The organism is Streptomyces sp. NBC_00385, assembly GCF_035917155.1.
In the GTDB taxonomy this organism is placed as follows: Bacteria; Actinomycetota; Actinomycetes; order Streptomycetales; family Streptomycetaceae; genus Streptomyces; species Streptomyces poriferorum.
In genome coordinates this window covers 6,832,025-6,855,781 of the sequence record NZ_CP107951.1, presented here as the reverse complement: position 1 = coordinate 6,855,781, position 23,757 = coordinate 6,832,025, and the positions used below count along the sequence as shown (strand labels likewise).

General features: G+C 70.9%; 20 protein-coding genes. 11 read left to right on the top strand and 9 right to left on the bottom strand.

Going from position 1 to position 23,757, the window contains the following annotated elements; translation table 11 throughout:
* Nucleotides 1-30 precede the first annotated feature (30 nt).
* From OG959_RS30550 to OG959_RS30530, 5 genes are all read left to right on the top strand, one after another.
* Nucleotides 31-1,353, top strand: a complete 1,323-nt coding sequence (locus OG959_RS30550) for an extracellular solute-binding protein (RefSeq protein WP_326663666.1) — start codon at nucleotides 31-33, stop codon at nucleotides 1,351-1,353.
* The gene (locus OG959_RS30545) at nucleotides 1,350-2,276 is read left to right on the top strand and encodes a carbohydrate ABC transporter permease (protein ID WP_326663665.1); all 927 of its coding nucleotides are present in this window, start codon (nucleotides 1,350-1,352) and stop codon (nucleotides 2,274-2,276) included. The genes OG959_RS30550 and OG959_RS30545 overlap by 4 nt, the downstream gene beginning before the upstream one ends.
* Nucleotides 2,273-3,139 (top strand): carbohydrate ABC transporter permease, encoded by an 867-nt coding sequence (locus OG959_RS30540; RefSeq protein ID WP_326663664.1) that lies wholly within the window; start codon nucleotides 2,273-2,275, stop codon nucleotides 3,137-3,139. Before OG959_RS30545 ends, OG959_RS30540 begins: the two co-directional genes overlap by 4 nt.
* A 41-nt stretch (nucleotides 3,140-3,180) precedes the next feature.
* Nucleotides 3,181-4,215 (top strand): LacI family DNA-binding transcriptional regulator, encoded by a 1,035-nt coding sequence (locus OG959_RS30535; protein WP_326663662.1) that lies wholly within the window; start codon nucleotides 3,181-3,183, stop codon nucleotides 4,213-4,215.
* Between the two features lie 1,034 nt (nucleotides 4,216-5,249).
* The gene (locus OG959_RS30530) at nucleotides 5,250-9,335 is read left to right on the top strand and encodes a carboxypeptidase regulatory-like domain-containing protein (protein WP_442805760.1); all 4,086 of its coding nucleotides are present in this window, start codon (nucleotides 5,250-5,252) and stop codon (nucleotides 9,333-9,335) included.
* Nucleotides 9,336-9,539: 204 nt separating this feature from the next.
* On the opposite strand, the gene OG959_RS30525 is transcribed toward OG959_RS30530, so the two are convergent.
* Nucleotides 9,540-10,610, bottom strand: coding sequence for an alkene reductase (locus tag OG959_RS30525; protein ID WP_326663658.1), 1,071 nt, complete (start codon nucleotides 10,608-10,610; stop codon nucleotides 9,540-9,542).
* Between the two features lie 169 nt (nucleotides 10,611-10,779).
* On the opposite strand from OG959_RS30525, the gene OG959_RS30520 reads away from it, so the two are divergent.
* Complete coding sequence (locus OG959_RS30520) at nucleotides 10,780-11,265, top strand: MarR family winged helix-turn-helix transcriptional regulator (protein WP_326663656.1); 486 nt, start codon at nucleotides 10,780-10,782, stop codon at nucleotides 11,263-11,265.
* Nucleotides 11,266-11,298: 33 nt separating this feature from the next.
* Here the strand turns inward: OG959_RS30520 and OG959_RS30515 are convergent, their stop codons facing one another.
* From OG959_RS30515 to OG959_RS30500, 4 genes are all read right to left on the bottom strand, one after another.
* Nucleotides 11,299-12,360: an aminotransferase class V-fold PLP-dependent enzyme gene (locus OG959_RS30515; RefSeq protein ID WP_326663654.1), complete on the bottom strand. Its 1,062-nt coding sequence runs from the start codon at nucleotides 12,358-12,360 to the stop codon at nucleotides 11,299-11,301.
* A 90-nt stretch (nucleotides 12,361-12,450) separates the two neighbouring features.
* Entirely contained in the window at nucleotides 12,451-13,170 is a 720-nt protein-coding gene (locus tag OG959_RS30510) for a DsbA family oxidoreductase (RefSeq protein ID WP_326663652.1), read from the bottom strand.
* Between the two features lie 152 nt (nucleotides 13,171-13,322).
* The gene (locus OG959_RS30505) at nucleotides 13,323-14,042 is read right to left on the bottom strand and encodes a hypothetical protein (protein WP_326663650.1); all 720 of its coding nucleotides are present in this window, start codon (nucleotides 14,040-14,042) and stop codon (nucleotides 13,323-13,325) included.
* 52 nt (nucleotides 14,043-14,094) lie between these two features.
* On the bottom strand, nucleotides 14,095-15,033 hold the full coding sequence (locus OG959_RS30500) for an AraC family transcriptional regulator (protein ID WP_326663648.1): 939 nt from the start codon (nucleotides 15,031-15,033) through the stop codon (nucleotides 14,095-14,097).
* Between the two features lie 102 nt (nucleotides 15,034-15,135).
* Between OG959_RS30500 and OG959_RS30495 the strand changes: the two genes are divergently transcribed.
* Nucleotides 15,136-16,155 carry a zinc-dependent alcohol dehydrogenase family protein gene (locus OG959_RS30495; RefSeq protein ID WP_326663646.1) on the top strand — a complete coding sequence of 340 codons (1,020 nt, stop codon included), beginning with the start codon at nucleotides 15,136-15,138 and terminating at the stop codon, nucleotides 16,153-16,155.
* 401 nt (nucleotides 16,156-16,556) lie between these two features.
* Here OG959_RS30495 and OG959_RS30490 read toward each other — a convergent pair whose 3' ends face one another.
* Together OG959_RS30490 and OG959_RS30485 are read right to left on the bottom strand one after the other, a co-directional pair.
* Nucleotides 16,557-17,282, bottom strand: a complete 726-nt coding sequence (locus tag OG959_RS30490) for an MBL fold metallo-hydrolase (protein ID WP_326663645.1) — start codon at nucleotides 17,280-17,282, stop codon at nucleotides 16,557-16,559.
* A 63-nt stretch (nucleotides 17,283-17,345) separates the two neighbouring features.
* On the bottom strand, nucleotides 17,346-17,900 hold the full coding sequence (locus tag OG959_RS30485) for an isochorismatase family protein (protein ID WP_326663644.1): 555 nt from the start codon (nucleotides 17,898-17,900) through the stop codon (nucleotides 17,346-17,348).
* A gap of 40 nt (nucleotides 17,901-17,940) precedes the next feature.
* Here OG959_RS30485 and OG959_RS30480 point away from each other — a divergent pair, with 40 nt between their 5' ends.
* Complete coding sequence (locus OG959_RS30480; RefSeq protein ID WP_326663643.1) at nucleotides 17,941-18,393, top strand: MarR family winged helix-turn-helix transcriptional regulator; 453 nt, start codon at nucleotides 17,941-17,943, stop codon at nucleotides 18,391-18,393.
* 153 nt (nucleotides 18,394-18,546) lie between these two features.
* On the opposite strand, the gene OG959_RS30475 is transcribed toward OG959_RS30480, so the two are convergent.
* Entirely contained in the window at nucleotides 18,547-19,158 is a 612-nt protein-coding gene (locus tag OG959_RS30475) for a DUF1349 domain-containing protein (RefSeq protein WP_326663642.1), read from the bottom strand.
* Nucleotides 19,155-20,675 (bottom strand): aldehyde dehydrogenase (NADP(+)), encoded by a 1,521-nt coding sequence (locus OG959_RS30470; protein WP_326663640.1) that lies wholly within the window; start codon nucleotides 20,673-20,675, stop codon nucleotides 19,155-19,157. Before OG959_RS30470 ends, OG959_RS30475 begins: the two co-directional genes overlap by 4 nt.
* Nucleotides 20,676-20,829: 154 nt before the next feature.
* On the opposite strand from OG959_RS30470, the gene OG959_RS30465 reads away from it, so the two are divergent.
* The 3 genes from OG959_RS30465 (at nucleotide 20,830) to OG959_RS30455 (ending at nucleotide 23,650) form a co-directional block, all read left to right on the top strand.
* Nucleotides 20,830-21,600: an IclR family transcriptional regulator gene (locus OG959_RS30465; RefSeq protein WP_219569419.1), complete on the top strand. Its 771-nt coding sequence runs from the start codon at nucleotides 20,830-20,832 to the stop codon at nucleotides 21,598-21,600.
* Between the two features lie 2 nt (nucleotides 21,601-21,602).
* On the top strand, nucleotides 21,603-22,076 hold the full coding sequence (locus tag OG959_RS30460; RefSeq protein WP_326663637.1) for a GNAT family N-acetyltransferase: 474 nt from the start codon (nucleotides 21,603-21,605) through the stop codon (nucleotides 22,074-22,076).
* 311 nt (nucleotides 22,077-22,387) lie between these two features.
* Nucleotides 22,388-23,650, top strand: coding sequence for a phosphatase PAP2 family protein (locus OG959_RS30455; RefSeq protein WP_326666705.1), 1,263 nt, complete (start codon nucleotides 22,388-22,390; stop codon nucleotides 23,648-23,650).
* Nucleotides 23,651-23,757: the final 107 nt, after the last annotated feature.

The following is a 23,757-nucleotide window of genomic DNA, read 5'->3' as shown; positions in this document are numbered from 1 at the left end:
CACCCTCGCTTCTCGTCAGGGGAGACATCCATGAAGTACCGCATCGTCGCGGCGTCCACGGCCGCCGTGCTCGCCGCCACCGCACTGCTCACGGGCTGCGGCTCGTCGGACGACGACGGCAGCGGCGACGGCCCGGCCGCCTCCGGCCCCGTATCGCTCACTTACTGGGCCTGGGCCCCCGGCCTGGACAAGGTCGCGGACATCTGGAACAAGGGCGAGGGCAAGAAGGCCGGCATCACGGTCACCGTGAAGAAGCAGGCCTCGGGCGACGACCTGGTCACCAAGATCATCACCGCGGCGAAGGCGCACAAGGCCCCCGACCTGGTGCAGGCCGAGTACCAGGCGCTCCCCACCCTGGTCTCCAACGATGTGCTGGCCGACATATCCAAGGAGGCGGGCGACGCCAAGGGGAAGTTCGCCGACGGTGTCTGGCAGCAGGCGACGCTGGGCTCGGACGCCCTGTACGCGCTGCCGCAGGACTCCGGCCCGCTGATGTTCTACTACCGCCAGGACCTGTTCAAGCAGTACGGCCTGTCGGTGCCCACCACCTGGGACGAGTTCGCCGAGACCGCCCGGGCGCTGAAGAAGAAGGCACCGGACAAGGACCTCACCACGTTCTCCTCCAACGACTCCGGCCTCTTCGCGGGCCTCGCTCAGCAGGCCGGCGCCCAGTGGTGGACCACCTCCGGCGACAAGTGGAAGGTCGCGATCGACGACCCGGCCACGCAGAAGGTCGCGGGCTTCTGGGGCGGCCTGGTCAAGGAGGGCGCCATCGACAACCAGCCGATGTACACCCCGGCCTGGAACAAGGCGCTCAACACCGGCAAGCAGATCGCCTGGGTCAGCGCGGTCTGGGCGCCGGGCACCCTGACCACCGCGGCCCCCGACACCGCGGGCAAGTGGGCCATGGCCCCGCTCCCCCAGTGGACGGCCGGCGAGAGCGTGACCGGCAGCTGGGGCGGCTCCTCCACCGCGGTCACCAACGACTCGAAGCACAAGGAGGCCGCGGCCACCTTCGCCAAGTGGCTGAACACCGACTCCGCGGCGCTCGCCGCACTGGTGAAGGAGAGCGGGATCTACCCCGCCGCCACGGCCGCCCAGACCGGTGGCGCGCTCGCGAAGCCGCCGGCCTACTTCGCCAACCAGCCCGGCTTCTACACCGAGGCCGCCAAGATCGCCCAGGGCACCGCCCCGGCCGCCTGGGGCCCGAACGTGAACGTCGCGTACACCGCCTTCAAGGACAACTTCGCCAAGGCCGCCAAGAGCCAGTCCGACTTCGCGCCGGCCCTGACCGCGATGCAGGACGCCACCGTCGCCGACCTGAAGAAGCAGGGCTTCGGAGTCTCCGAGTGACACGCGCACGCCGCCGGAAGCCGTACGGGGTCAAGAGCGCCCCGTACGCCTTCCTGATCCCCGCCACGGTGCTGTTCCTGCTCTTCTTCGCCCTGCCCATCGGCTACGCGCTCTACCTCAGCTTCCGCCGGACCGAGGTCAGCGGACTGGGCCTCGGCAAGGGCGCCCGCAAGGAGATCTGGGCCGGGTTCGCCAACTACACCGACGCGCTCTCCGACTCGGAGCTGCTGCACGGCGCGCTGCGCATCCTCGGCTACGGCGCCATCGTCGTCCCCGTGATGCTGGGCCTGGCCCTGCTCTTCGCCCTGCTCCTGGACACCGAACGGCTCCGGCTGCGCGGCTTCACCCGGCTGGCGATCTTCCTCCCGTACGCGATCCCGGGCGTCGTCGCCGCCCTGATGTGGGGCTTCCTCTACCTGCCCGACGTCAGCCCGTTCTACTTCCTGCTGGACAAGGCGGGTCTGCCGCAGCCGGATCTGCTCGACGGCGGACCGCTCTACCTGGCCCTCGCCAACATCGCGGCCTGGGGCGGCACCGGCTTCAACATGATCGTGATCTACACCTCGCTGCGGGCGATCCCCGCCGAGATCTTCGAGGCGGCCCGGCTCGACGGCTGCTCGCAGCTGCAGATCGCGCTCAGGATCAAGATCCCGATGGTGGCGCCGTCACTGGTCCTGACGTTCTTCTTCTCGATCATCGCGACCCTCCAGGTGTTCAACGAGCCCACGACGCTGAAGCCGCTCACCAACTCCCTCTCCACCACCTGGAGTCCGCTGATGAAGGTCTACCAGGACGCCTTCGTCAACAACGACATCTACGCGGCGGCCGCCCAGGCGGTCATCATCGCCGTCGCCACCCTGGCCCTGTCCTTCGGCTTCCTCAAGGCGGCCAACTCCCGTACGAAGCAGGGGGCCTCCCAGTGACCACGCCGCATCTGAGACCCCTGACCGCGGCCCCCCGCCGGTTCGCCCTCGTCCCCACCGCCGCCCTGCTGATCGGCGCGCTCTACTGCCTGCTGCCCGTCGCCTGGATCCTGGTCGCCTCGACCAAGTCCGGCAGCGAGCTCTTCTCCACCTTCACCTTCCTGCCCGGCTCCGGCTTCGCGGACAACGTCTCCGACCTGTCCGCGTACCGCGACGGCGTCTACTGGAAGTGGATGGCCAACTCGGCCCTCTACGCCGGCGTGGGCGCGCTGCTGTCCACGGCGGTCTCCGCCGTCTCGGGGTACGCGCTGGCGGTGTACCGCTTCCGCGGCAGGGAGAGCATCTTCAACATCCTGCTGGCCGGGGTGCTGATGCCGCCGGTGATCCTGGCGGTGCCGCAGTATCTGCTGATGGCGAAGGCCGACCTGACCGACTCCTACCTGTCGGTGATGCTGCCCGTGATCCTCTCCCCGTACGGGGTGTACCTCGCCCGGATCTACGCGGCGGCCGCCGTGCCGGGCGATGTGATCGAGGCCGGCCGGATGGACGGCGGCGGGGAGTGGCGGATCTTCCGGACCATCGCCCTGCCGATGATGCTGCCGGGCCTGGTGACCGTCTTCCTCTTCCAGTTCGTCGCGATCTGGAACAACTTCCTGCTGCCGTACATCATGCTCGGCGACGACGAGAAGTTCCCGGTCACGCTGGGGCTGTTCACCCTGCTCCAGCAGGGCTCCACCACTCCGGCCCTCTATACGCTGGTGATCACGGGGGCGCTGCTGGCCATCGTCCCGCTGATCGCCCTGTTCCTGGTCATCCAGCGGTTCTGGAGCCTCGACCTGCTCTCCGGGGCCGTAAAGTCCTGACGGGCCCCGCCAGGACGTCACTTGACGAAAGATCACGCACCATGAGCCGCACAGAACAGACCGGTACGGGACGCCGACGGCCGCCGACGATCCATGACGTGGCGCGGGAGGCCGGGGTCTCCCGGGGCACGGTCTCCCGGGTGCTGAACGGCGGTCACAACGTCAGCCCGGCCGCGCTGGACGCGGTCAACTCCGCCATCCGCAAGACCGGCTACACGGTGAACCGGCACGCCAGGTCACTGATCACGGGCCGCTCCGACTCGGTGGCGTTCCTGCTCACCGAGCCGCAGGAGCGGTTCTTCGAGGACCCGAACTTCAATGTGCTGCTGCGCGGCTGCACGAGCGCGCTCGCCGCGCACGACATCCCGTTGCTGCTGATGATCGCGGGCACGGAGGCCGAGCGCCGCCGGAACATGCGCTACATCGCCGGCCATGTGGACGGGGTCCTGCTGGTCTCCAGCCACTCGGGCGACCCGGTCGCCGCCCAGCTGCACGAGGCGGGCGTCCCCCTCGTCGCCTGCGGAAAACCGCTCGGACAAGGCTCCAAGGTCAGCTATGTGGCGGCCGACGACCGGGACGGCGCCCGGGACATGGTGCGTTTCCTGTACGAGTCGGGGCGCCGCCGGATCGGCACGGTCAGCGGCCCGCTGGACACCCCGGGCGGCGTGGAGCGGCTCGCGGGCTACCGCGAGATGCTGGCCGACTGCGGACTGCCCGCCGACGACGCGCTGATCGTGCCGGGCGACTACAGCCGGGCGGGCGGCGAGGCGGCCGCCGGACTGCTGCTGGAGCGGGCACCCGATCTGGACGCGGTGTTCGTCGCGTCGGACCTGATGGCGCAGGGCGTGCTCGCCGCCCTGGAGAGGGCCGGGCGCAGGGTGCCGCAGGACGTCGCGGTGGGCGGGTTCGACGACTCCCCCGCGGCCCTCGCCTCCCGGCCGGCGCTGACGACGATCCGTCAGCCGTGGGACCGGATCAGCGCCGAGATGGTACGGGTGCTGCTCGCGCAGATCGGCGGGGAGGACCCGGCCGCGGTGATACTGCCCACCGAGCTGGTGCGCCGCGAGTCGGCGTGAGGTGGGCGCCCCGGCGCCCGTGACCACCGCCCGCCGGAACGGCCGCGGCCACACCCCGGCGGCACCTCCCGAAGGCGACACCCTGTGGGCACCTCGATGCGGTCTAGACCAATAAGCGACGAGGTGGACCCCCGCCACGCGAACGCACCCCTCCGCACGACACAGTGAGAGCGGGACCGCGAGGCCCGGCCCCGCGAACCGGACGCCTCCCCGTCCATCCTTCCGCTCTTCCATCCAGAAGCCCTTCGGACCGGGTTTGGCTCCCCCGGCTCGCCGGTATCTTCACCGGACCGCCGCGGATAAACATTCCGCCCGCTCACGCTTTCGGCTCCTTTCCGCCCGATCGGCAAACCGTCACACGGAACCCGCAAGGCGGAGCGGAATTTCCCATGAACACCCGCAAGCAGATATCCACCACACCCGTGCCGTCTACACAAATCATGTCCGAAACCAGTCGCGAAATCATTCCCCCATCAGCGAGTGCGCCGGTCACCGGCACCACCCCGGGACCTCCGCCCCCATGAATCATGATCACGTGGCTGGAATGGAACTCCCCATCCTGGCGGATTCGGACTACTCCCCGAACGCACACCGCCGATCACGGTCGCCCCGACCCTGCCGACCCGGACGTCACTTTTGACCGTGATATCACGGCTTAACGGTAGATGGGTCAGCCCTGGACAACTCCACCCCAACCCCACGCATCCCGCCATCGCGCGAGTCGAACGGCGGGCCCCTCAGGCCTAGACCACTGAAATCGACCGGGCGCCTCTTTCCGCTCGATTCGCTCGAAATGATCCACTTCGGCCCGCGAGAAATAAACAATTAACGATCGCATCATTGACATATGCCTCCCAAATACCGGCTAAGTGGTGACCGGCGAATACCATTCGCCGTCGACCTGAAAAGCGTGTGGTCGCCCCGTGCATCACATGGGAGACACGCAATTGACTGTCACCGGCATATCCAGACCGGCTGCCAGACGGACAAGATCCGCCTGGACCGGGCTGACCGCCCTGGCCGGCGCCTCAGCCATCGCATTACTGGGGCTCACCGCTCCGGCGGCGACCGCGACGGCTTCCGCGAGTACTGACCCGAACACGAAACCGTCCGTGGAGGCTTCCTGCGCCGATCCCGGGCCCGGCCACGTCCGCTGCTTCGCGCTGCGCCGCACCGACGTGAGCGCCAGGAAGGGCGTCCAGCCCGACGCCGCCACCCCGGACGGGTGGGGCGCCACCGCGCTCCAGGGGGCCTACAACCTGCCGGCCGACGGCGGGGCGGGTCAGACGATCGCCATCGTCGATGCCTACGACGGCCCGACGGCCGAGGAGGACCTCGCGGTCTACCGGGCGCAGTACGGACTGCCGGCCTGCACCACGGACAACGGCTGCTTCAAGAAGGTCGACCAGCGCGGTGGCACCGACTACCCGGCGGCCGACAGCGGCTGGGCCGGCGAGATCTCGCTCGACCTGGACATGGTCTCGGCCGCCGCGCCGTACGCGAAGATCGTCCTGGTCGAAGCCGACTCCGCCAGTTTCGAGGACATGGGCGCCGCCGTGGACCAGGCGGTCGCCCAGGGCGCCAAGTACGTCTCGAACTCCTACGGCACGGGCTACTCCAGCGTTCCGGGCAGTGGTGAGGACCCGGCGGAGACCACCGAATTCGACGCCCACTACAACCACCCGGGCGTCGCCGTGGTCGCCTCCTCGGGCGACAGCGCGTACGGCGTCTCCTACCCCGCGGCCTCCCAGTACGTGACCTCCGTGGGCGGCACGGCCCTGGAGCAGGACTCCTCCACCGCCCGCGGCTGGTCCGAATCGGTCTGGTTCAACAGCTACGGCGGACCGGGCTCCGGCTGCTCGCTCTACGAGGCCCGGCCGGCCTGGCAGGAGGGCGTCAGCACCGATTGCGGCAAGCGAGCGGTCTCCGACGTCGCCGCGGTCGCCGACCCGTTGACCGGTGTCTCGGTCTACCAGACCTACGGCGGGGACGGCTGGGCCGTCTACGGCGGCACCAGCGCCTCCTCACCCATCATCGCCGGCGTGTACGCGGCCGCCGGTACCCCGCCCGCGGGCTCCTACCCGGCCGCCTACCCCTACGCCGCCGGCGGCAGCGGTCTGAACGACGTCGTGGACGGCACCAACGGTTCCTGTACCCCGGCCAAGCTGTGCGGTGCGGGTACGGGCTGGGACGGTCCGACCGGTCTCGGTACACCCAACGGCGTGCAGGCCTTCCGCAGCGGGCCGCACGGCGTGCTGAGCGGAGGCGTCACCGACACCGCCACCGGCGAACCCCTCGCGGGCGCGGAGATCACCGCGGGCGACTCCCGGGCCACATCCGGTGCGGACGGCGGCTATTCGCTGACTCTTCCGCCGGGCACCTACGACCTGAAGGCCGCCGCCTACGGCTACACCACGGCCACCTTCCCCGGCGTCGAGATCACCGACGGCACCGCGGTGACCAGGAACCTCGCGCTCACCCCGGTCCCGACCCGGACCGTGTCCGGCAAGGTCACCGACGGCTCCGGCCACGGCTGGCCGCTCTACGCGGCCATCAGCGTCGAGGGGGCGCCCGGCACGCCCGTCGAGACCGACCCGGCCACCGGCACCTACGCGCTCGACCTCCCGGCCGGCAAGTCGTACACCCTGAAGGTCACGAGCAACTACCCGGGCTACCGGAGCGCCACCAAGGACATCACCGTGGGCGATGCGGCGGTCTCCGCCAATGTGACCCTGCCGGTGGACGTCTGGGCGGGCACCGCGCCCGGTTACACCGTCACGGACGAGGGCGTCACCGAGCCCTTCGACTCGACCGCATCGGCACCCGAGGGCTGGACCGTCGACAACGCCGAGGGCACCACCGGCGGATGGGAGTTCGACGACCCGGGCAAGCGGACGAACACCACCGGCGGCAAGGGCGCCTTCGCCATCGTGGACAGCGACAAGGCGGGCAGCGGGAAGGTCCAGGACTCCACACTGACCAGCCCGTCCTTCGACTTCTCGGACACGGAGCTGCCCGAGCTGAGCTACCGGACCAGCTACAAGCCGTACTCCGGCCAGAAGGCCGACGTCGAGGTGAGCTCGGACGGAGGCACCACCTGGTCCAAGGTCTCCTCGCACACCACCGCCGTCACCGGCTCCAAGGTCACCCTTGCGCTCACCGGCCAAGCCGGCGAGTCCGACGTCCGGGTGCGGTTCCACTTCACCGGCAAGTTCAGCTGGTGGTGGCAGCTCGATGACGTGTTCATCGGTTCCCGCGGTCTGTCGGCCGTCCCCGGCGGCCTTGTCGTCGGGCAGGTCACCGACGCCAACACCGGTGCCGGCATCGCAGGCGGGACGCTCACCGGTACCGGCGACGGCGCCGTGAGCACGACCTCGGCCGCCACCCCGGACGACGCGGCGCTCGGTGACGGCTTCTTCTGGGCCTTCGCACCGGTCGGCAAGCAGACCGTGACGGCCGCGAAGGCCAAGTACACCAGCGCCTCCAAGGCTGTGACCCTCGCCGCCGACTCGACCGTGACCAAGGACTTCTCCCTCAAGGCGGGACGTCTCAAGGTCACCCCCGCCGCGGTCACCGCCCCGCTCGCCTGGGGCGGTGCGGCCACCAGAACCGTCACGATCAAGAACACCGGTGGCGCCGACGCCACCGTCAAGCTGGAGGAGAAGAGCGGCGCCTACACACCGGCCGCTTCGGGCGCCCCGCTGATCAGCGAGAAGGGGTCCTACTCGCCCCTGTCGTCGAAGAGCCGGAAGGCCGGCAGAACCGCCGGTGCCACGGCCTCTCCGGCCGAAGGCGGTGACGCCTGGCAGACGGTGGCCGATCTGCCCGAGGCCATCATGGACAACGCGGTCGCCGTGAACGACGGCAAGATCTACTCGGCGTTCGGCTACGACGGTACGGACGACACCAGGTCGCTGTACTCCTACGACGCGGCGGACGGCTGGACGAAGCTGGCCGACGCGGCCGACACCCGGGAGGCACCGGCCCGCGGCTTCATCAACGGGAAGCTGTACATCGCCGGCGGCTGGGGCGCCGGCGGGGATCCGGACGCCAAGCTGGAGATCTACGACCCCGCCTCCAACACCTGGACGACCGGTGCCTCCTCGCCGGCTCCGCTGGCGGGCGCGGGCTCCGCGGTCCTGAACGGCAAGCTGTACTCCGTCGGTGGCTGCACCACCGCGTGCGGCTCCACCGCGGTGACGGTGTACGACCCGTCGGACGACTCGTGGTCCACCGCGGCGGACTACCCGGAGAACGTCGCCTGGGAATCCTGCGGCAGCATCAGCGGGCTGCTGTACTGCGCCGGCGGTACCAACAGTGCCGGTGAGCTGAAGTCCGCGTACGCCTACGACCCGTCCGCCGACTCCTGGTCGGCCCTGCCGGACATGCCGGAGACCGTGTGGGCCTCGTCCTACACGTCGGCCAACGGGCTGCTGCTGGTCTCCTCCGGTGTCAGCGGCGGCGCCCTCACCAATGCGGGGTACGCCTACGACCCGGACGCCGGGACCTGGTCGTCCCTGCCCAACGCCGACGTGGCGACCTACCGCGGCGGCGGTGCCCCCGGCTTCTACAAGGTCGGCGGGGCGGACGCCCCCAGCTCCCCGTCCACCGCGGTGGAACTGCTGGCCGGCTACGACCAGGCCGGCGGCTCGGACGTCAGCTGGCTGTCGCTGGACACCTCGGAGGTCAAACTCCACCCGGGGGACAGCGTCTCGGTCGCGGTGGCGTTGAACGCCTCGGTCGAGGAGATCACCCAGCCCGGTGAGTTCACGGCCCAGATCGGCATCTCGGCCAGCACCCCCTACCCGGTGGCACCGGTCCCCGTCACCATGACGGTGGCCCCGCCGAACACCTGGGGCAAGATCACCGGAACGGTGCTCGGCAAGTCGGCCACCGGCGCCACAGCACCCCTCAAGGGGGCGACCGTCCAGATCGACTCATGGGCGTCCTCGTACACCCTGATCACGGACAAGGACGGCCACTACTCCCTCTGGCTGGACGCCCGTAACAACCCCCTCACCGTGATCGTCGCCAAGGACGGTTACGCCCCGACGGTGGCCACCGTCAAGGTCGTCAAGAAGGGAACGGTGACCACCGACTTCACCCTGAAGAAGGCGTAGGGACCGCGGCGGGCCCACCCTCGGGCCGGGCCCGCCGCACACCGAGGTGCCGGAACCGGCAGCCGGCGTCCACGCCGGCCCGCCGAAACATCGGGTCCGCCCGGGCCTCTGGACGGCTGACGCGTCGGGGTGACGCGTCAGCCGTCCGGCGGTGAGGGCGCGCCAGCGGAACCCGCACCTTCCCTGGGCCCGTGCCGCCCGGAGTCACGCTCCCAGAACCGGGTAGTCCGTGTACCCGCGGTGGTCGCCCCCGTAGAAGGTGGTGGCATCGGGGGTGTTGAAGGGACCACCCGCGCGCAGCCGCTCGGGCAGGTCCGGGTTGGCCAGGAACAGCACGCCGTACGAGACGATGTCGGCCACTCCCTCCTCGATCAGCGCGAGCGCCTCGGGCCCGGTCGGGCCCTCGCTCGCCGGGTTGAGGACGAGGGTGCCGTTGAACTGCTTGCGCAGGGACTCGGTCAGCTCACGGTCACCGGCCGCGCCCTCGACCAGGTGGAGGTAGGCGAGCCCGAGCGGCTCGATCGCCTGCACCAGTGCGCTGTACGTGGCCTCGGGGGCGGGCTCGTCGATGTCGTTGTACCCGTTGCCGGGCGAGAGCCGGATCGCGGTGCGGGCGGCACCGATCTCGGCGGCGACGGCGCGCACGGTCTCCAGGGCGAACCGGATCCGGCCCTCCACGGAGCCGCCCCACGCGTCGGTGCGGAGGTTGGAGTTGGGCGCCAGGAACTGGTGGATCAGGTATCCGTTGGCGCCGTGCAGCTCCACCCCGTCGAAGCCGGCGTCCACGGCGTTACGTGCCGCGGTCGCGAAGTCGGCGATCGTCGCCCGGATCTCGGCGTCGGTCAGCTCGCGCGGGGTGACGAAGTCCTTCGGGCCCTCATGGGTGAAGACCTGCCCCGCGGCCGCGACCGCGGAGGCGCCGACGGGGACGAGCCCGTCGGGCAGCAGGACCGGGTGACCGATGCGGCCGGTGTGCATGACCTGCGCGAATATCCTGCCGCCCCGGGCGTGCACGGCGTCGGTGACCGTGCGCCAGGCGGCGATCTGCGCGGCGCTGTGCAGCCCCGGGGTGCTCGGGTACCCCTGGCCGACGGCCGACGGCTGGATGCCCTCGGTGATGAGGAGCCCGGCCGAGGCACGCTGGGCGTAGTACTCCGCGGTGAGCTCACCGGGCGCCCCGCCCTCGCCCGCCCGGCTGCGGGTCATCGGCGCCAGGGCGATGCGGTTGGCGAGCGGGGTGCCGGCCAGGTCGAGCGCGTCGAATGCGGTGGTCATGAGAAGCCCCCAGAAAGAGATATATGGTCGGCCAACCAAAACTATGTGGTCGACCAAGCATCTGCGACGTGTGCCACTGTAGCGCATTACTTGGCCGACCAAGGTAAAGTTGGCGGGACGCCGCGGCCGGCGACCGCGAAGCCGCCCCGCACCACCAGAGGAGCCCCCGATGACCTCCGATCCCGCCTGTACCGAGCTGCCCAGCGCCGCGCGCGGCGGCCCGGTCAGCCACGCCGTGTCGCGGGTCGCACGGCTCCACCGGATCGCGGCGGGCAAGCTGCTCAAGGGGGCGGGCCTCTACCCCGGCCAGGAGTTCCTGATGATGTACCTCTGGGACGCCGGGGCGGTCCGGCAGTCCGAGGTGATCAAGGCGGTCGACCTGGACCCGTCCACCGTCACCAAGATGCTCCAGCGCCTGGAACTGTCCGGGCACGTCCGCCGCAGCCCCGACCCGGCCGACCGCAGGGCCGTCCTGGTCGAGGCCACCGACAACAGCTGCGCACTGCTCTCCGACGTGGAACGGGCCTGGACGAATCTGGAGGAGCACACCCTCGCGGGCCTGGACACCGGGGAACGCAAGGAGCTGGCCAGACTGCTGGCCCGGGTCGAGGAGAACCTCTGCCGGGAGACGGCGGACTGCCCGGAGAACCGCTGACGGCTCTGCCGGGAGACGGCCGACGGCCCGGGGTCAGCCGGCGAGCACGTCCAGCGCCCGGTCCACGTCGGCCTCGGTGTTGTACAGATGGAAGGCCGCCCGCAGATTGCCGGCCCGGTCGGACACCATCACCCCGGCACGCTCCAGCTCCGCGGCCCGGTCACCGAGTCCGGGCGCGCCGACGACGGCCGTCGCCCCCGGCACCGGCTTGTGGCCCAGCCCCTCCAGCCCTTGCCGGAACCGGGCCGCGAGTCCGGTGGCGTGGCCGTGGAGGGCGTCGATGCCGATCTCGTTCAGCAGCGCGAGGGAGTGCTCGGCGCCGTGGTACGGAAGGAACGCGGGGGGTTCGTCGTAGCGGCGGGCGTCGGGGGCGAGCGTCCCGACCGGTTCGTACAGGCTGTTCCACGAGTCCGCGGCCGCGACCCAGCCCGCGAAGACGGGGGGCAGCGACCGCTGCGCGTCCTCGGTGACCGTGAGGAACGACGTACCCCGCGGGCAGAGCAGGAACTTGAAGCCACCGGTGACCGTGTAGTCGTACGCCCCCGCGTCCAGCGGCAGCCAGCCCGCGGACTGGGTGGCGTCGAGCAGCGTGCGGGCCCCGTGGGCGGCGGCAGCGGCCCGTACCGCGTCCAGGCCGGCGAGCCGCCCGTCGGCGGACTGCACGGAGGAGAAGGCGACGAGCGCGGTCTCGGGCCGCACCGCGTCGGCCAGCTCCGCCAGCGGTACGTAGCGCATCCGGAGGTCACCACGGACCGCGAACGGACTGGTGACGGAGCTGAACTCCCCCTCGGGCGCCAGGACTTCGGCCCCGGCAGGCAGCGAACAGGCGATCAGGCCCACATGGACGGCGACCGAGCTGCCGACCGCGACCCGGCCGGCGTCGACCCCGGCCAGCCGCGCGAACCCGGCCCTGGCCCGGTCCACCGCGCCGAAGTCGCCCGCACCGGCCCTGCGACCGGTGGCGTTCTCCTCGGCGAGCGCCTTCACGGCGTCGACGGTACGGCGGGGCAGCAGCCCGCAGGAGGAGGTGTTGAGGTAGGCGGTCTCCGGCGCGAACTCGGCGGCCACCGCACGGCTGAGCGAAGAGATCATCATGGGCCCAGCCTGAATCCCCCTTAACTCATAGTCAATCACCAAGAGTTAAGGGGTACACCCAAGCGAAGCTTATGGGTGCAGCTCACGGGCTCAGGCGGTGGAGCCGGCCTGCGGCACCTCGCACGCCCCGTCGGCGTCGCAGGCCGCCGCGTCCCCGCCGATCGCGGTCAGCGGGCGGTCCTTCCACGCCTGCTCCAGCGCCTGGGCGAAGACCTCGGCGGGCTGGCCGCCGGAGATGCCGTAGCGCCGGTCGAGCACGAAGAACGGCACCGCGTTGGCGCCCAGTTCGGACGCCTCCCGCTCGTCGGCCCGCACCTCGGCCGCGTACGCCTCGGGGTCGGCGAGCACCGTGCGCACCTCGTCCACGTCGAGACCGGCCTCGACGGCCAGCTCGACCAGCACCTCGTCGTCGTAGACGGAACGCTCCTCGGCGAAGTTCGCCCGGTAGGCCAGGCTCAGCAGCTCGTCCTGACGGCCGCGGGCCTTGGCGAGGTGCAGCAGTCGGTGGATGTCGAAGGTGCTGCCGTGGTCACGGCCCTCGGCGCGGTAGCCGAGCCCTTCGGCCTGCGCGTTGGCCGCGACGTTCGCCTCCATGGAGCGCGCTTCCTCGGGGGTGCGCCCGTACTTCTGCGCCAGCATGTCGATCACCAGCGCGGTGTCGCCCTTGGCGCGCCCGGGGTCGAGCTCGAAGGAGCGGTGGACCACCTCGACCTCGTCGCGGTGGGCGAACCCTGCCAGGCCCTTCTCGAACCGGGCCTTGCCGATGTAGCACCACGGGCAGGCGATGTCGCTCCAGATCTCGACGCGCATGACTCTTCTTCTCTCCCGGCTCTCGTGCGGCTGCTCCCGCAGCACGGAGGGACCCTCCGCTCAGGGGGAAACGCGGAATGGGGTATCGGCCATTCCCGCAACCGCGCCCGGGCCCTGCCTCGGACCAGCGGTCCGTCTGCGGGGCTGCCCGGCTACAGGACGGTTCGGCCCATCGGCCTGGGCAGAGGCTCCAGCGCACCGGCGTCGCGGAGGCGCACATAGGCGTCCACGACGGCCTCGATCTCCCCGGGCGGCGCGATGCCGAGGAGCACGCCCGCTCTGCGCAGCGCCTTGCCGGCCACTCCCACCCCGGCGGGAGCCAGCGCCGCGCGCCCCGGGGAGAGGTAGCCGAGCCGGCCCACACTCACGTGGGAGAGCGTGTAGTCGAAACCGGCCCGGTCCTCCAGCGCGTCGAGCAGTTCGTCATCGGTCGCCTCACCGAAGTCCGGCTCCCAGATGTCCGCGAGCATCGCGAGGAGGGCGGCTTCGGGGACCTCGGCACCGTCCGGTGGGGCGACCTTCAGCACGACCGCCTGGGTGACGTACTCCGACTCTCCGCCGCCGCGCCCGGACACGCTGATCTCCCAGCCCGGCTCGGCCCTGCTCGACAGGCTCAGTCCGGCCCCGTCCGAGGTCTGCGGGGAGTCGTGGTCCTCCTGCAGCGCGGCGGCCAGATCCGCCTCGTCGGGCCGAAGCTCCGCGGGGCGGCCGGAGGCGTGGTGCCGGGTCCAGGTCCACGGCTGCCCCGCGGGTGCGGAGAAGGCTGCCGGAAGGAGCGCGGGCAGCGCGTCCAGCATCGCCTTCCAGCGTCCCGCCAGCTCCTGGGGCGTCTCCTTCCGGGGACCCCAGAAGACCCGCACCATACGTTCCATGTCCTGCCTCCGCCGTGGTGAGCCGACGCGAATCCGGCTGCGTGTCGCCGGGTCAGCCCGCCTGGCGACGATACTGCCCGGGCGCCATTCCGTACTCGCGCTTGAACGCCTTGGCGAAGGCGAACTCCGATGCGTAGCCGGCTCGTTGGGCGACGGAACGCAGGGGTGCGTCATCGGCCCGCAGCATCCGGCCCGCCGTCGTCATCCGCCACCAGGTCAGATAGGTCAGCGGCGGTTCTCCGACGAGGGCGGTGAACCGGCGGGCGAAGGCCGCCCGGGAGAGACCGCTCAGGGCTCCGAGTTCCCCGACGGTCCAGGGGCGGGCCGGGTCGTCGTGGACGGCGGACAGGGCTGTCGACACCACCGGGTCGGCCAGGGCCGCGGACCAGCCCGCCGGGTGCCCGTCGGCGCGGGGCGACGCCTGCTCACCCAGCCACCAGGTGCGCAGGATGTACAGCAGCAGGGTGTCGAGCAGTGCGGGTATCACGGCGTCGGAGCCGGGCAGCGGGGTCCGGAGCTCGCCGCCGAGCAGGTCGATCGCCGCGCGCAGGGCCGGCTGTGCGCCGACCCCGGCCGGGAGGTGCACCACGTCGGGCAGGTGCGAGAGCAGCGGATGCGCTCGTGCCCGGTTCAACTGGTAGGCACCGCACAGCAGTTGTGTGACCGGAGCCGAAGCGTCGGCGGGCGGCTCGTCGGCGGGCGTCGGCCAGGTGCCGTCCGGGCCGGGGAAGACGTCCGCCAGGGGCGTGCCGGGGTCGTCGGCCAGGGCGTGCCCGCGCCCATGGGCCAGGAACACCACGTCGCCGACGCCGAGCCGCACCGCGGGCGCCTCGCCGGGAGGGATCAGCCAGGCCGAACCCTGGAGCACCACATGGAATCCGGCACCCTCGGACGCGGGAAACCGCATGCCCCAGGGGGCGTACTTGCTGCGGCGGGACGAATGCGGGCGCCCTGCCCGCACGGCCGTGATCACGTCGCTGAGGACATCCATGCCGTCAGCCTATCCACGGACGCGGCAGTGGAAGACGATTGGGCATGGAGCGGCGCTTCTGGGATATGGATCGTCTCCGAAGGGCTTCGTACGGTGGGCATCATGACCGAGACGAACACATCAACGCCCAGCACCACCAAGGCTGTTCTCTTCCACACCACCGGTGGTCCCGACGTCCTCACCGTCGAGGAGGTGGCCCTGCCCGCACCCGGACCCGGCGACGTTCTCATCCGGGTCGAGGCGCTGGGCCTCAACCGGGCCGAAGCGCTCTTCCGCGCGGGCACGTACTTCTACCCGCCGACGCTGCCCTCCTCCCGCAACGGCTACGAGGCGGCCGGAGTCGTCGAAGCGGTCGGCGCGGGGGTGAGCGAGCCGGCGCCCGGCGACCTCGTGATGGTCGCCACGGACGCGGAGCTGAGCGGGCATGGCCTCTACGCCGAGCGCGTGGTCGTGCCGGCCGGGCAGGTACTCCCCCGGCCCGCGGGCGTCGACGCGGTGAACGCGGCCGCCGCCTGGCTGACGTACTCCACCGCCTACGGCGCTCTGCTGGAGAAGGCCGGGCTGCGGGCCGGCGACCATGTGCTGGTCACCGGGGCGTCGAGCGGGGTCGGCACGGCGGCGCTTCAGGTGGCCGGGCTGATCGGGGCGATCCCGATCGCCACCACCCGTACGGCCGCGAAGAGGCAGCAACTGCTGGACGCGGGGGCCGCCCATGTCATCACGACGGACGACGAGGACGTGGTGAAGGAGGTCCAGCGCATCACCGGTGGCAAGGGCGCCGAGGTGATCTTCGACGCGATCGGCGGACCGGGACTGGCCACGTTGGGCGGGGCGGCGGCGCACGACGGGACGCTGATCGTGTACGGGTGGCTGGACGGGCGGCCGACCGTGCTGCCGATGAACTGGCCCCTGACCGTGATCGGTTACAACAACCTCAGCCTGACGGGCGACCCGGCGGGCCGCCGCCGCGCCGCCCATTTCATCGGATCAGGTCTGCGCGGCGGCGCGCTGGCTCCCGTGGTGGGTGCCACGTTCGACGGCCTGGAGCGGATGCCGGACGCGCACCGGCTGATGGAGTCGAACACCCACACCGGCAAGATCGTGGTGACGATCCGGCACTGAATCCGCACACGGAAACCGCGCTTCGACCGTGCACCTCACGCTTCGGTCGATGACAGCGCTCGCCGCATCACCACGTTTCGCAGGCACTGGCCGGCCCCGGTCGGCCAGCGCAGTCTCGAGCATCTCGAACTCGGTTGGGGTGCACCGCAGTTCGACGAGCGCAACGGCTCGCTGATCGAACCTGGTCGCCTTTGGCGCGGCTCCTGCCCTCTCGCCTCTGACGGAACGCGCGACAGACGCCCCGCCGCCGATCCCAAGCGCACCATGTCCGGTGCGAGAGCGATCTTCCGATCGCCATGGCAGGGAGCACCGCTCTCGAAGCCTGGGCCCGATGCGAGCATTCGGGCCCAGCCGATCGACGGCGCTCGCCGACTTGACTCGGGCATTGAAACTCCACAGGCTCATGCCCGGGTGTCGGCCACTGCGGACCGAACCGCTGCGCTCACTCGGTCCGGCGAGGTGCGCCAAGGGGCGCCGTGGCCAGGGAGCACCCAGGATGCCGGCAGTCCGGCGATCCGGTCGAGGGAGGCGAGTGCCTCGGCCGGGTCGTCGGTGAAGGGGGCCGGCTGGGGGCCCGGGCGTCCGGTGAGGACGTGCCGTGTGGTCAGGGCGTCCCCGACGAAGACCGCTCCGGCGACTGGGACATGCACCGCCACGCTTCCCGGGGAGTGGCCCGGCATGCCCACGATCCGGGGGCTCCCCGGCAGGTCCAGGACGTCGCCGTCGCCGATCTCGGTGACTTCGCCGACGTAGCGGGTGCGCAGGCCCTTCTTGCGGAGGGAGTAGCCGAGGAACCGGAGCGCCGGGCCGGGACGCATCGGACCGACCGCGACCTTGGGCTTTTCGCCTGTGCGGGTACGGTCGGCGTCGGCGGCGTGCACGAAGACCGGGACACCATGGGCGCTTCGCAGGTGTTCGGCGAAGCCGAGGTGGTCGGAGTCGCCGTGGGTCAGTACGAGGCCGCGGATGTCGTCGACGGACTTGTCCAGAGAACGGAGTTCGCGCAGCAGGTCCTGCCAGTGACCGGGCAGACCGGCGTCGATGAGCGTGATGCCCTGGTCGGTGTCGACGAGGTAGCACGCCACGAGATCGTTGCCGAGGCGGTGCAGATGGGGTGCGAGTCTCATGTGGCTTCTTTCGAAGGTTCGGACGGAGCGCGGGCCGGCAGGCATGGCCCGCAGCGGCGATCGTCAGCCCATCAGGCCGTGCAGCGCCGTGATGACGTTGCGGCCGGTGGGGTCGGTGAAGTCGCGCACCATGCCGGTGACGAGGCCGGCCACCGAGGTCACCGTGCCACCCGCGGCTTCTATCTGGCGGAATGCGGCGTTCTCGGTCCGTTCCGACATGCCGCCGCATGCGTCGACCGGAACGATGACGTCGTAGCCGCCCGCCAGGGCGTCGAGTGCGGTGTGAAGGACCACGATCTCCGAAGTCACACCGCAGATGACCAGTGTTCTGCGAGCCCGGGCGGCGATCGCTTCTCGCCACGCCTGGTCGTCCCAGCAGCACGGTCCGCCGCGTACGAATGGCGGCGCTTGGGAAAGTTCGGCCATGACGCCGGGACCGCCGGGACGGGGCGCGACCGACACGGTGAACGGGATGTTCAGCATCTGCGTGACCTTGCCCAGCACTCCTGCCGAGCGCCTGATGCCCTCGGGGCTGTTCGTGCCGCTGAGGCCCACGACACTGTCCTGGAGGTCGGCGAAGACGACCTGCACGGCGCGATGATCAATCATCATTCTCATCTCGAATCGTTCAGGGTCTGAATGGTTTGAGGAAGGTAGCATGCTGTTCGTGAACGATGTCAAGTGGAACGAGACCCTGAGCTTCCGGCTCGGCAGCCTGGGCGCGCTGGTCTCGGACCAGTACGCGCGGGCTCTGGCCGTGCACGACCTGAAGCCCAAGCATGTCGGCCTGCTGGGAGTCCTCGACGCGGGGCTGGCCGCGTCTCAGCTCGAGATCGCCGGACTGATGCGTGTGGCGCCCAGCCTCGTGGTGTCCCTTGCCGATCACCTCGAATCGATGGGCGCCATCGAACGGCTCCGTGACCCGGCCGACCGTCGTCGCCAGATCCTGAGCCTCACCGGCAAGGGGCGCGAACTTCTCGCGGAATGCGCCACCACGGCGCTCGTTCTCGACGCGGAACTCACCGCAGGCCTCACGCCGTCCCAGCAGGCCGCGCTCAGTGAGGCGCTAGGCGTGCTGGCGGCGTCCTACGGTTTGCCCGTACGCGAGTAATCCGGAAAGGGTGCGAACGAGCACCGGCCCCAGGTGCCCGTTCCACGGCCGAAGGAGTGCGGTCCCGGCGGCGCGGCCACGCGGGCCACGCACACCGATGCCCCCGCCCTCCCGACAAGGAAGGAAAACGGGGGCATCAAGGCGCGGCTTCGGTCAGCTGCCGTCGCGCAGGTCCGCGAGGCCCGTCGGGCGGAACTCGATCCGGTCGAAGGAGACCTCGCAGCCCTCACCCGTGGGCGACTGGGCGAGGAAGCCGATGGACGCCATGGCGGCCGCTTGCGGATCGCCCAGGGCGAAGACGCGGACGAAGGTCCACTTCTCGCCGTCGGGTGAGGCGTGGCAGGCGAAGGCGTTGCCGGTGCGGCTCAGACGCAGCCAGTAGGTGTCGCCGTCCACGACGAAGGAGTTGACGTCGTCGGAGTGGCCGCGGGTGACGACGGTACAGATGGTGGGGCGGTCCGGGGAGAGCTCCAGGCAGATCTTGGCCCACTCCCGGTCGCCGACGTGGAGGTAGAGGACCCCCGCGTCGAAGGCGGCGGCGAAGCCGACGCGTACCCGGGCGATCAGCTGGAAGTCACCCGCCGGGGCGGGACCCAGGAGGCGGGGTGCGTCGCTCTCCGTGTCGAGGGCTGCGCCGCCGGGCGGCACGAAGCGGTCCTGGCGGGCGCCCGCGCGGCCGGTGAGTACGCCCTCCTCGTAGTTCCAGCCCGTGGTGGGGCCGAACGGCTCCAGGCCGAAGGGGAGTTCGGGAAGGGTCAGCGTCATGCGCGCCGTCCGTCCACGCGGCGGGGCAGGCTCTGCGGGTTGTCCTCGCGGAGCTCCGGCGGGAGCAGCGCCTCGGGGGTGGTCTGGTAGGTGACCGGGCGCAGCCAGCGCTCGATGGCGGTGGCGCCGACCGAGGTGGACGTGGAGGTGGTGGCCGGGTACGGGCCGCCGTGGTGCTGGGCGGGCGCGACGGCGACGCCGGTGGGCCAGCCGTTGACCAGGACCCGTCCGGCGAGCGGGGTGAGCGCGGCGAGGAGTCCGGCGGCGCTGCCGTCGGCCTCCTCGGTGGCGATCTGGAGGGTGGCGGTGAGGTTGCCGGGCAGCCGGGACAGGACCGTGGTGATCTCGTCCTCGGAGGTGTAGCGGGCGACGACGGTGACCGGGCCGAAGCACTCCTCCAGGAGCGCGTCGTGCGGTCCCTCGGCGGCGAGCAGGTGCGCCGGTACGGTCAGGAAGCCGGCCGCGACGGTGTGCTCGCCGCCCGCTCCGGGGGTGACCGGGAGCTCCACGTCCGGGAGTGCGGCGCGCTCGCTCACTCCGGCGAGGAAGGCGTCGCGCATGCGGTGGTCGAGGAGGACTCCGGCCTCGGTGTCGCTGACCGCTCCGGTGAGGGACTTCAGCAGCCGGTCGCCGCTCTCGCCCGCGGGGGCCAGGACGAAGCCGGGCTTGGTGCAGAACTGGCCCGCGCCCATGGTGATCGAGCCCCCGAGCCCCGCGCCGATCTGCTCGCCGCGCTCGGCGGCGGCCGCCTCGGTGATGACGACGGGGTTGAGGGAGCCGAGCTCGCCGTGGAAGGGGATGGGGACCGGCCGTGCCGCCGCCGCGTCGAAGAGGGCGCGGCCGCCGCGGATGGAGCCGGTGAAGCCGGCGGCACTGACGAGCGGGTGCCTGACCAGTTCGACGCCCGCCTGGAAGCCGTGCACCAGGGTGACGACGTCCTCGGGCAGCCCGTGCTGCGCCGCGGCCCTGCGCAGGAGCGAGGCGCACAGTTCGGAGGTCGCCGGGTGGTCGGGGTGCGCCTTGATCACGACCGGGCAGCCGGCCGCGAGGGCGCTGGCGGTGTCGCCTCCGGGTACCGAGAAGGCGAGCGGGAAGTTGCTGGCCGCGTAGACGGCGACGACGCCGAGCGGGATCTTGTAGCGCCGCAGGTCGGGCCACGGCGGGGTGCGGGTGGCGTCCTCGTGGTCGATGTGGATGTCGAGGTACGCGCCCTCGTCCACGACCTCCGCGAACGCCCGCAACTGGGCTGCGGTGCGGGCCAGTTCGCCGGTCAGCCGGGCCGGCCCGAGCGCCGTCTCGGCGTCGGCGGCCTCGATCACGTGTTCACTGGACCCGGCCAGCAGATCGGCCGCGGTGCGCAGGAACGCTGCGCGCACGGCGCGGTCCGCGAGACAGGCCCGTACGGCGTGGGCGGCCCGGACCACGCGGTCGACCTCCTCCGCTGTAGCCTCCACCGCAACCTGCTCACGCGGGTTCCCGGTGCGGGGGTCGACGCTCCAGACTGGTGCTGCTGCCACCGTGTTTCCTTCCGCTCCACTGCCACACATCAGAAGTTGTTCGGTATTCTGAACAGAGTTCCTGATCGTGAATATGAAGCGACTCTATTTCCGGGCGTTCGGTGTTGGCAAGAAGTCGCAGGGTTTCCCAAGTGGGCTGGAAGGGGCGTTGGGCATGTCGGTTGCCGAGTCTGGTGGGGCACAGGTCAAGTCCGCGGTACGGACGGTGGAGTTGCTGGAGTACTTCGCCGGGCGGCCGGGCATGCACTCCCTCGCCGCGGTGCAGGAGGCCGTCGGCTACCCCAAGTCCAGCCTCTACATGCTGCTGCGCACGCTGGTCGAGCTGGGCTGGGTGGAGACGGACGCGACGGGGACGCGGTACGGGATCGGGGTGCGCGCGCTGCTGGTCGGCACCTCGTACATCGACGGCGACGAGGTCGTCGCGGCCGCCCGCCCGACCCTGGACCGGCTCTCCGACGACACCACGGAGACCATCCACCTCGCCCGGCTCGACGGTACGAACGTGGTCTACCTCGCCACCCGCCAGTCCCAGCACTATCTGCGCCCCTTCACCCGCGTCGGCCGCCGGCTGCCCGCCCACTCGACCTCGCTCGGGAAGGCGCTGCTGGCCACCCACAGCGACGAGCAGGTCCGCAAGATGCTGCCCGAGACGCTGCCCGCGCTGACCGAGCACACCCTGACCGACCGGGAGAAGCTCATCGAGGAACTGCACCTGATCCGCGAACAGGGCTACGCGGTGGACCGCGAGGAGAACACCCTGGGGCTGCGCTGCTTCGGCGTCGCGGTCCCGTACCGCACCCCGGCCCGGGACGCCATCAGCTGCTCGGTCCCGGTCGCCCGGCTCACCCCGGCGCACGAGCAGATGGTCAAGGACGCGCTGTTCGACGCGCGGGACCGGCTGACCCTCGCGACCCGGAGGCTCTGACCGTGAGTGTGTCGCTGCGCGCGGTGCGCGACACCGACCTGCCGTTGTTCTTCGCCTGGATGTCCGACCCCGAGTCGGTCCGTACGGCCGCGTTCACGAGCGAGGACCCGGCCGACCGGCACGCGTTCGACGCGCACTGGGCGCGCATCCTCGCGGATCCGTCGGTCGTGATGCGCACGGTGCTCACGGACGGTGCGGTGGTCGGCAGCGCCGGCGCGTACGGGGCGCCGGACGACCGGCAGGTCACGTACTGGATCGACCGCGCGCACTGGGGCCGCGGTCTGGCCACGGCCGCGCTGCGCGCGCTGCTCGACGTCGTACCGGAACGCCCGCTGTACGCACGCGCCGCGGCCGACAACACAGGTTCGCGGCGGGTCCTGGAGAAGTGCGGGTTCGCCGTCACGGGCGAGGACCACGGCTATGCGCACGCGCGCGGCGAGGAGACGGACGAGCTGCTGTTCACCCTGCCCGGGTGAGGACCGCCGCCCCGTCCCACGCGGCAGGCCGGCCGGCCTGCGGCGTCATCCGCCATGACCATCGGGGCCTCGAACACCACTCCGATAACATGCTCGAATTCATGGCGATTGACCTCATCGTCCACACCGCACCGGCGAACCACGCCACTCGACACGACAAATGACCCATGTCGCGACGTACTCCACCAGCATCTAACAAATCGGCCAAACTCTTGATACCTATAGCATCGCGGGTGTTTTCGCGAATAACCAACGGAATCACGCCCGGTACCTGGCGTCGGCCGAAGACAGCACTGTGGGCCACGGCGGGGGTGGTGGGTCTCGGATTCCTCGTCGCTCTCGAAATCGCCGCGCGTCACTACGGACTGCCGGGACCGATCGCCAGTCAGGCGCGAGAGGTGATATTCGCTCCCGCCTCGGGGTTCCTGCTGTACGCCAGCATGGGCCTGATGCTGGTGGTGCTCACCTGGCGGCAGCGGTTCATCGCGGTGGGGACCGCGATCGGCATCGACCTCGTCATCCTGTTGGTGCGCTGGGTCGCCGACGCGCCGGTGACCCACGGCCACCCCTTCGGCAACGGCGCGCTGTGGGTGATCCTGGGATGCGCGGTCATCGCCGTCACCCGCCGCACCGGTGCGGAACGCCTCCTGTTGCTCAAGGGTGTCGGGCTTGGCCTGCTGCTGGTGACCGGACGCAAGACCGGCGACACCTGGTTGCTCATCACTTCGAAGACCCGCCCGCTGGTGCTCGACCAGTACGTGGCGACCGCCGACCACGCCCTGGGCAACCCCTCGTGGCTGGTGGGCCGGATGGTCAGGGCCACCGGTTCGTTCGGCGAGGTCTTCCTCGACTCCGTCTACACGCAGCTCGCGGTGGCCGCGGTCGTCGTCGCCCTGTACCAGCTGCGCAAGGTGGCGGACGAACGCCGCTTCCCGGCCCACCATCTGGTGCGCACCTTCCTGGTCATCGGCCTCCTCGGACCGGCCATCTACATGATCTACCCGGTGGTCGGACCGGTCTTCGCCTACGGCGCCGACGGCGGGCACTGGGCCGCGGCCAACCTGTGGCCCGACACCCTGCCGCCGCGCAGCGGCCCCCACCACATGCCGTTCGACGACTTCACCCCGCGCAACTGCATGCCCAGCCTGCACACGGCGTGGGCCACCACGATCTTCATCCACTCCCGCAAGGGCCCCCGGTTCCTGCGGTACGCGGGCACGTTCTGGCTGATCGCCACACTCGCCGCGACGCTGGGCTTCGGCTACCACTACGGCATCGACATCATCACCGGCGTGATCTTCACCCTCACGATCGAGACGGCCCTGCGCTCGCTCGAACGCGGCTGGGGCCGGTCCGGAATCCAGCTGGTCGCCTACGGCAGCACGGTCTTCGCCGCGATCCTGGTGGCCGCCCGCTGGATACCGACGCAGATGGCAGCCCATGCCTGGGTGTTCGGCCCGCTGCTCATCGGGGCGATGCTCTCGGTGATCTACGCGTATGTCCGGACCACCCGGCAGTGGGATCCGAAGCCCGCACCGGTGCGGCAGCCGGAACTGCAGCCCGAACTGGTCTGATCCGCCGCAACGGTTCGCCGCAGCAAGCCGCCACGAGCCGCCGAGCCGATCCGTCTCCGCCGTCCGGCGGAGACGGATCGTCGCCCGGCAGGACGTGCCCCGCCCCG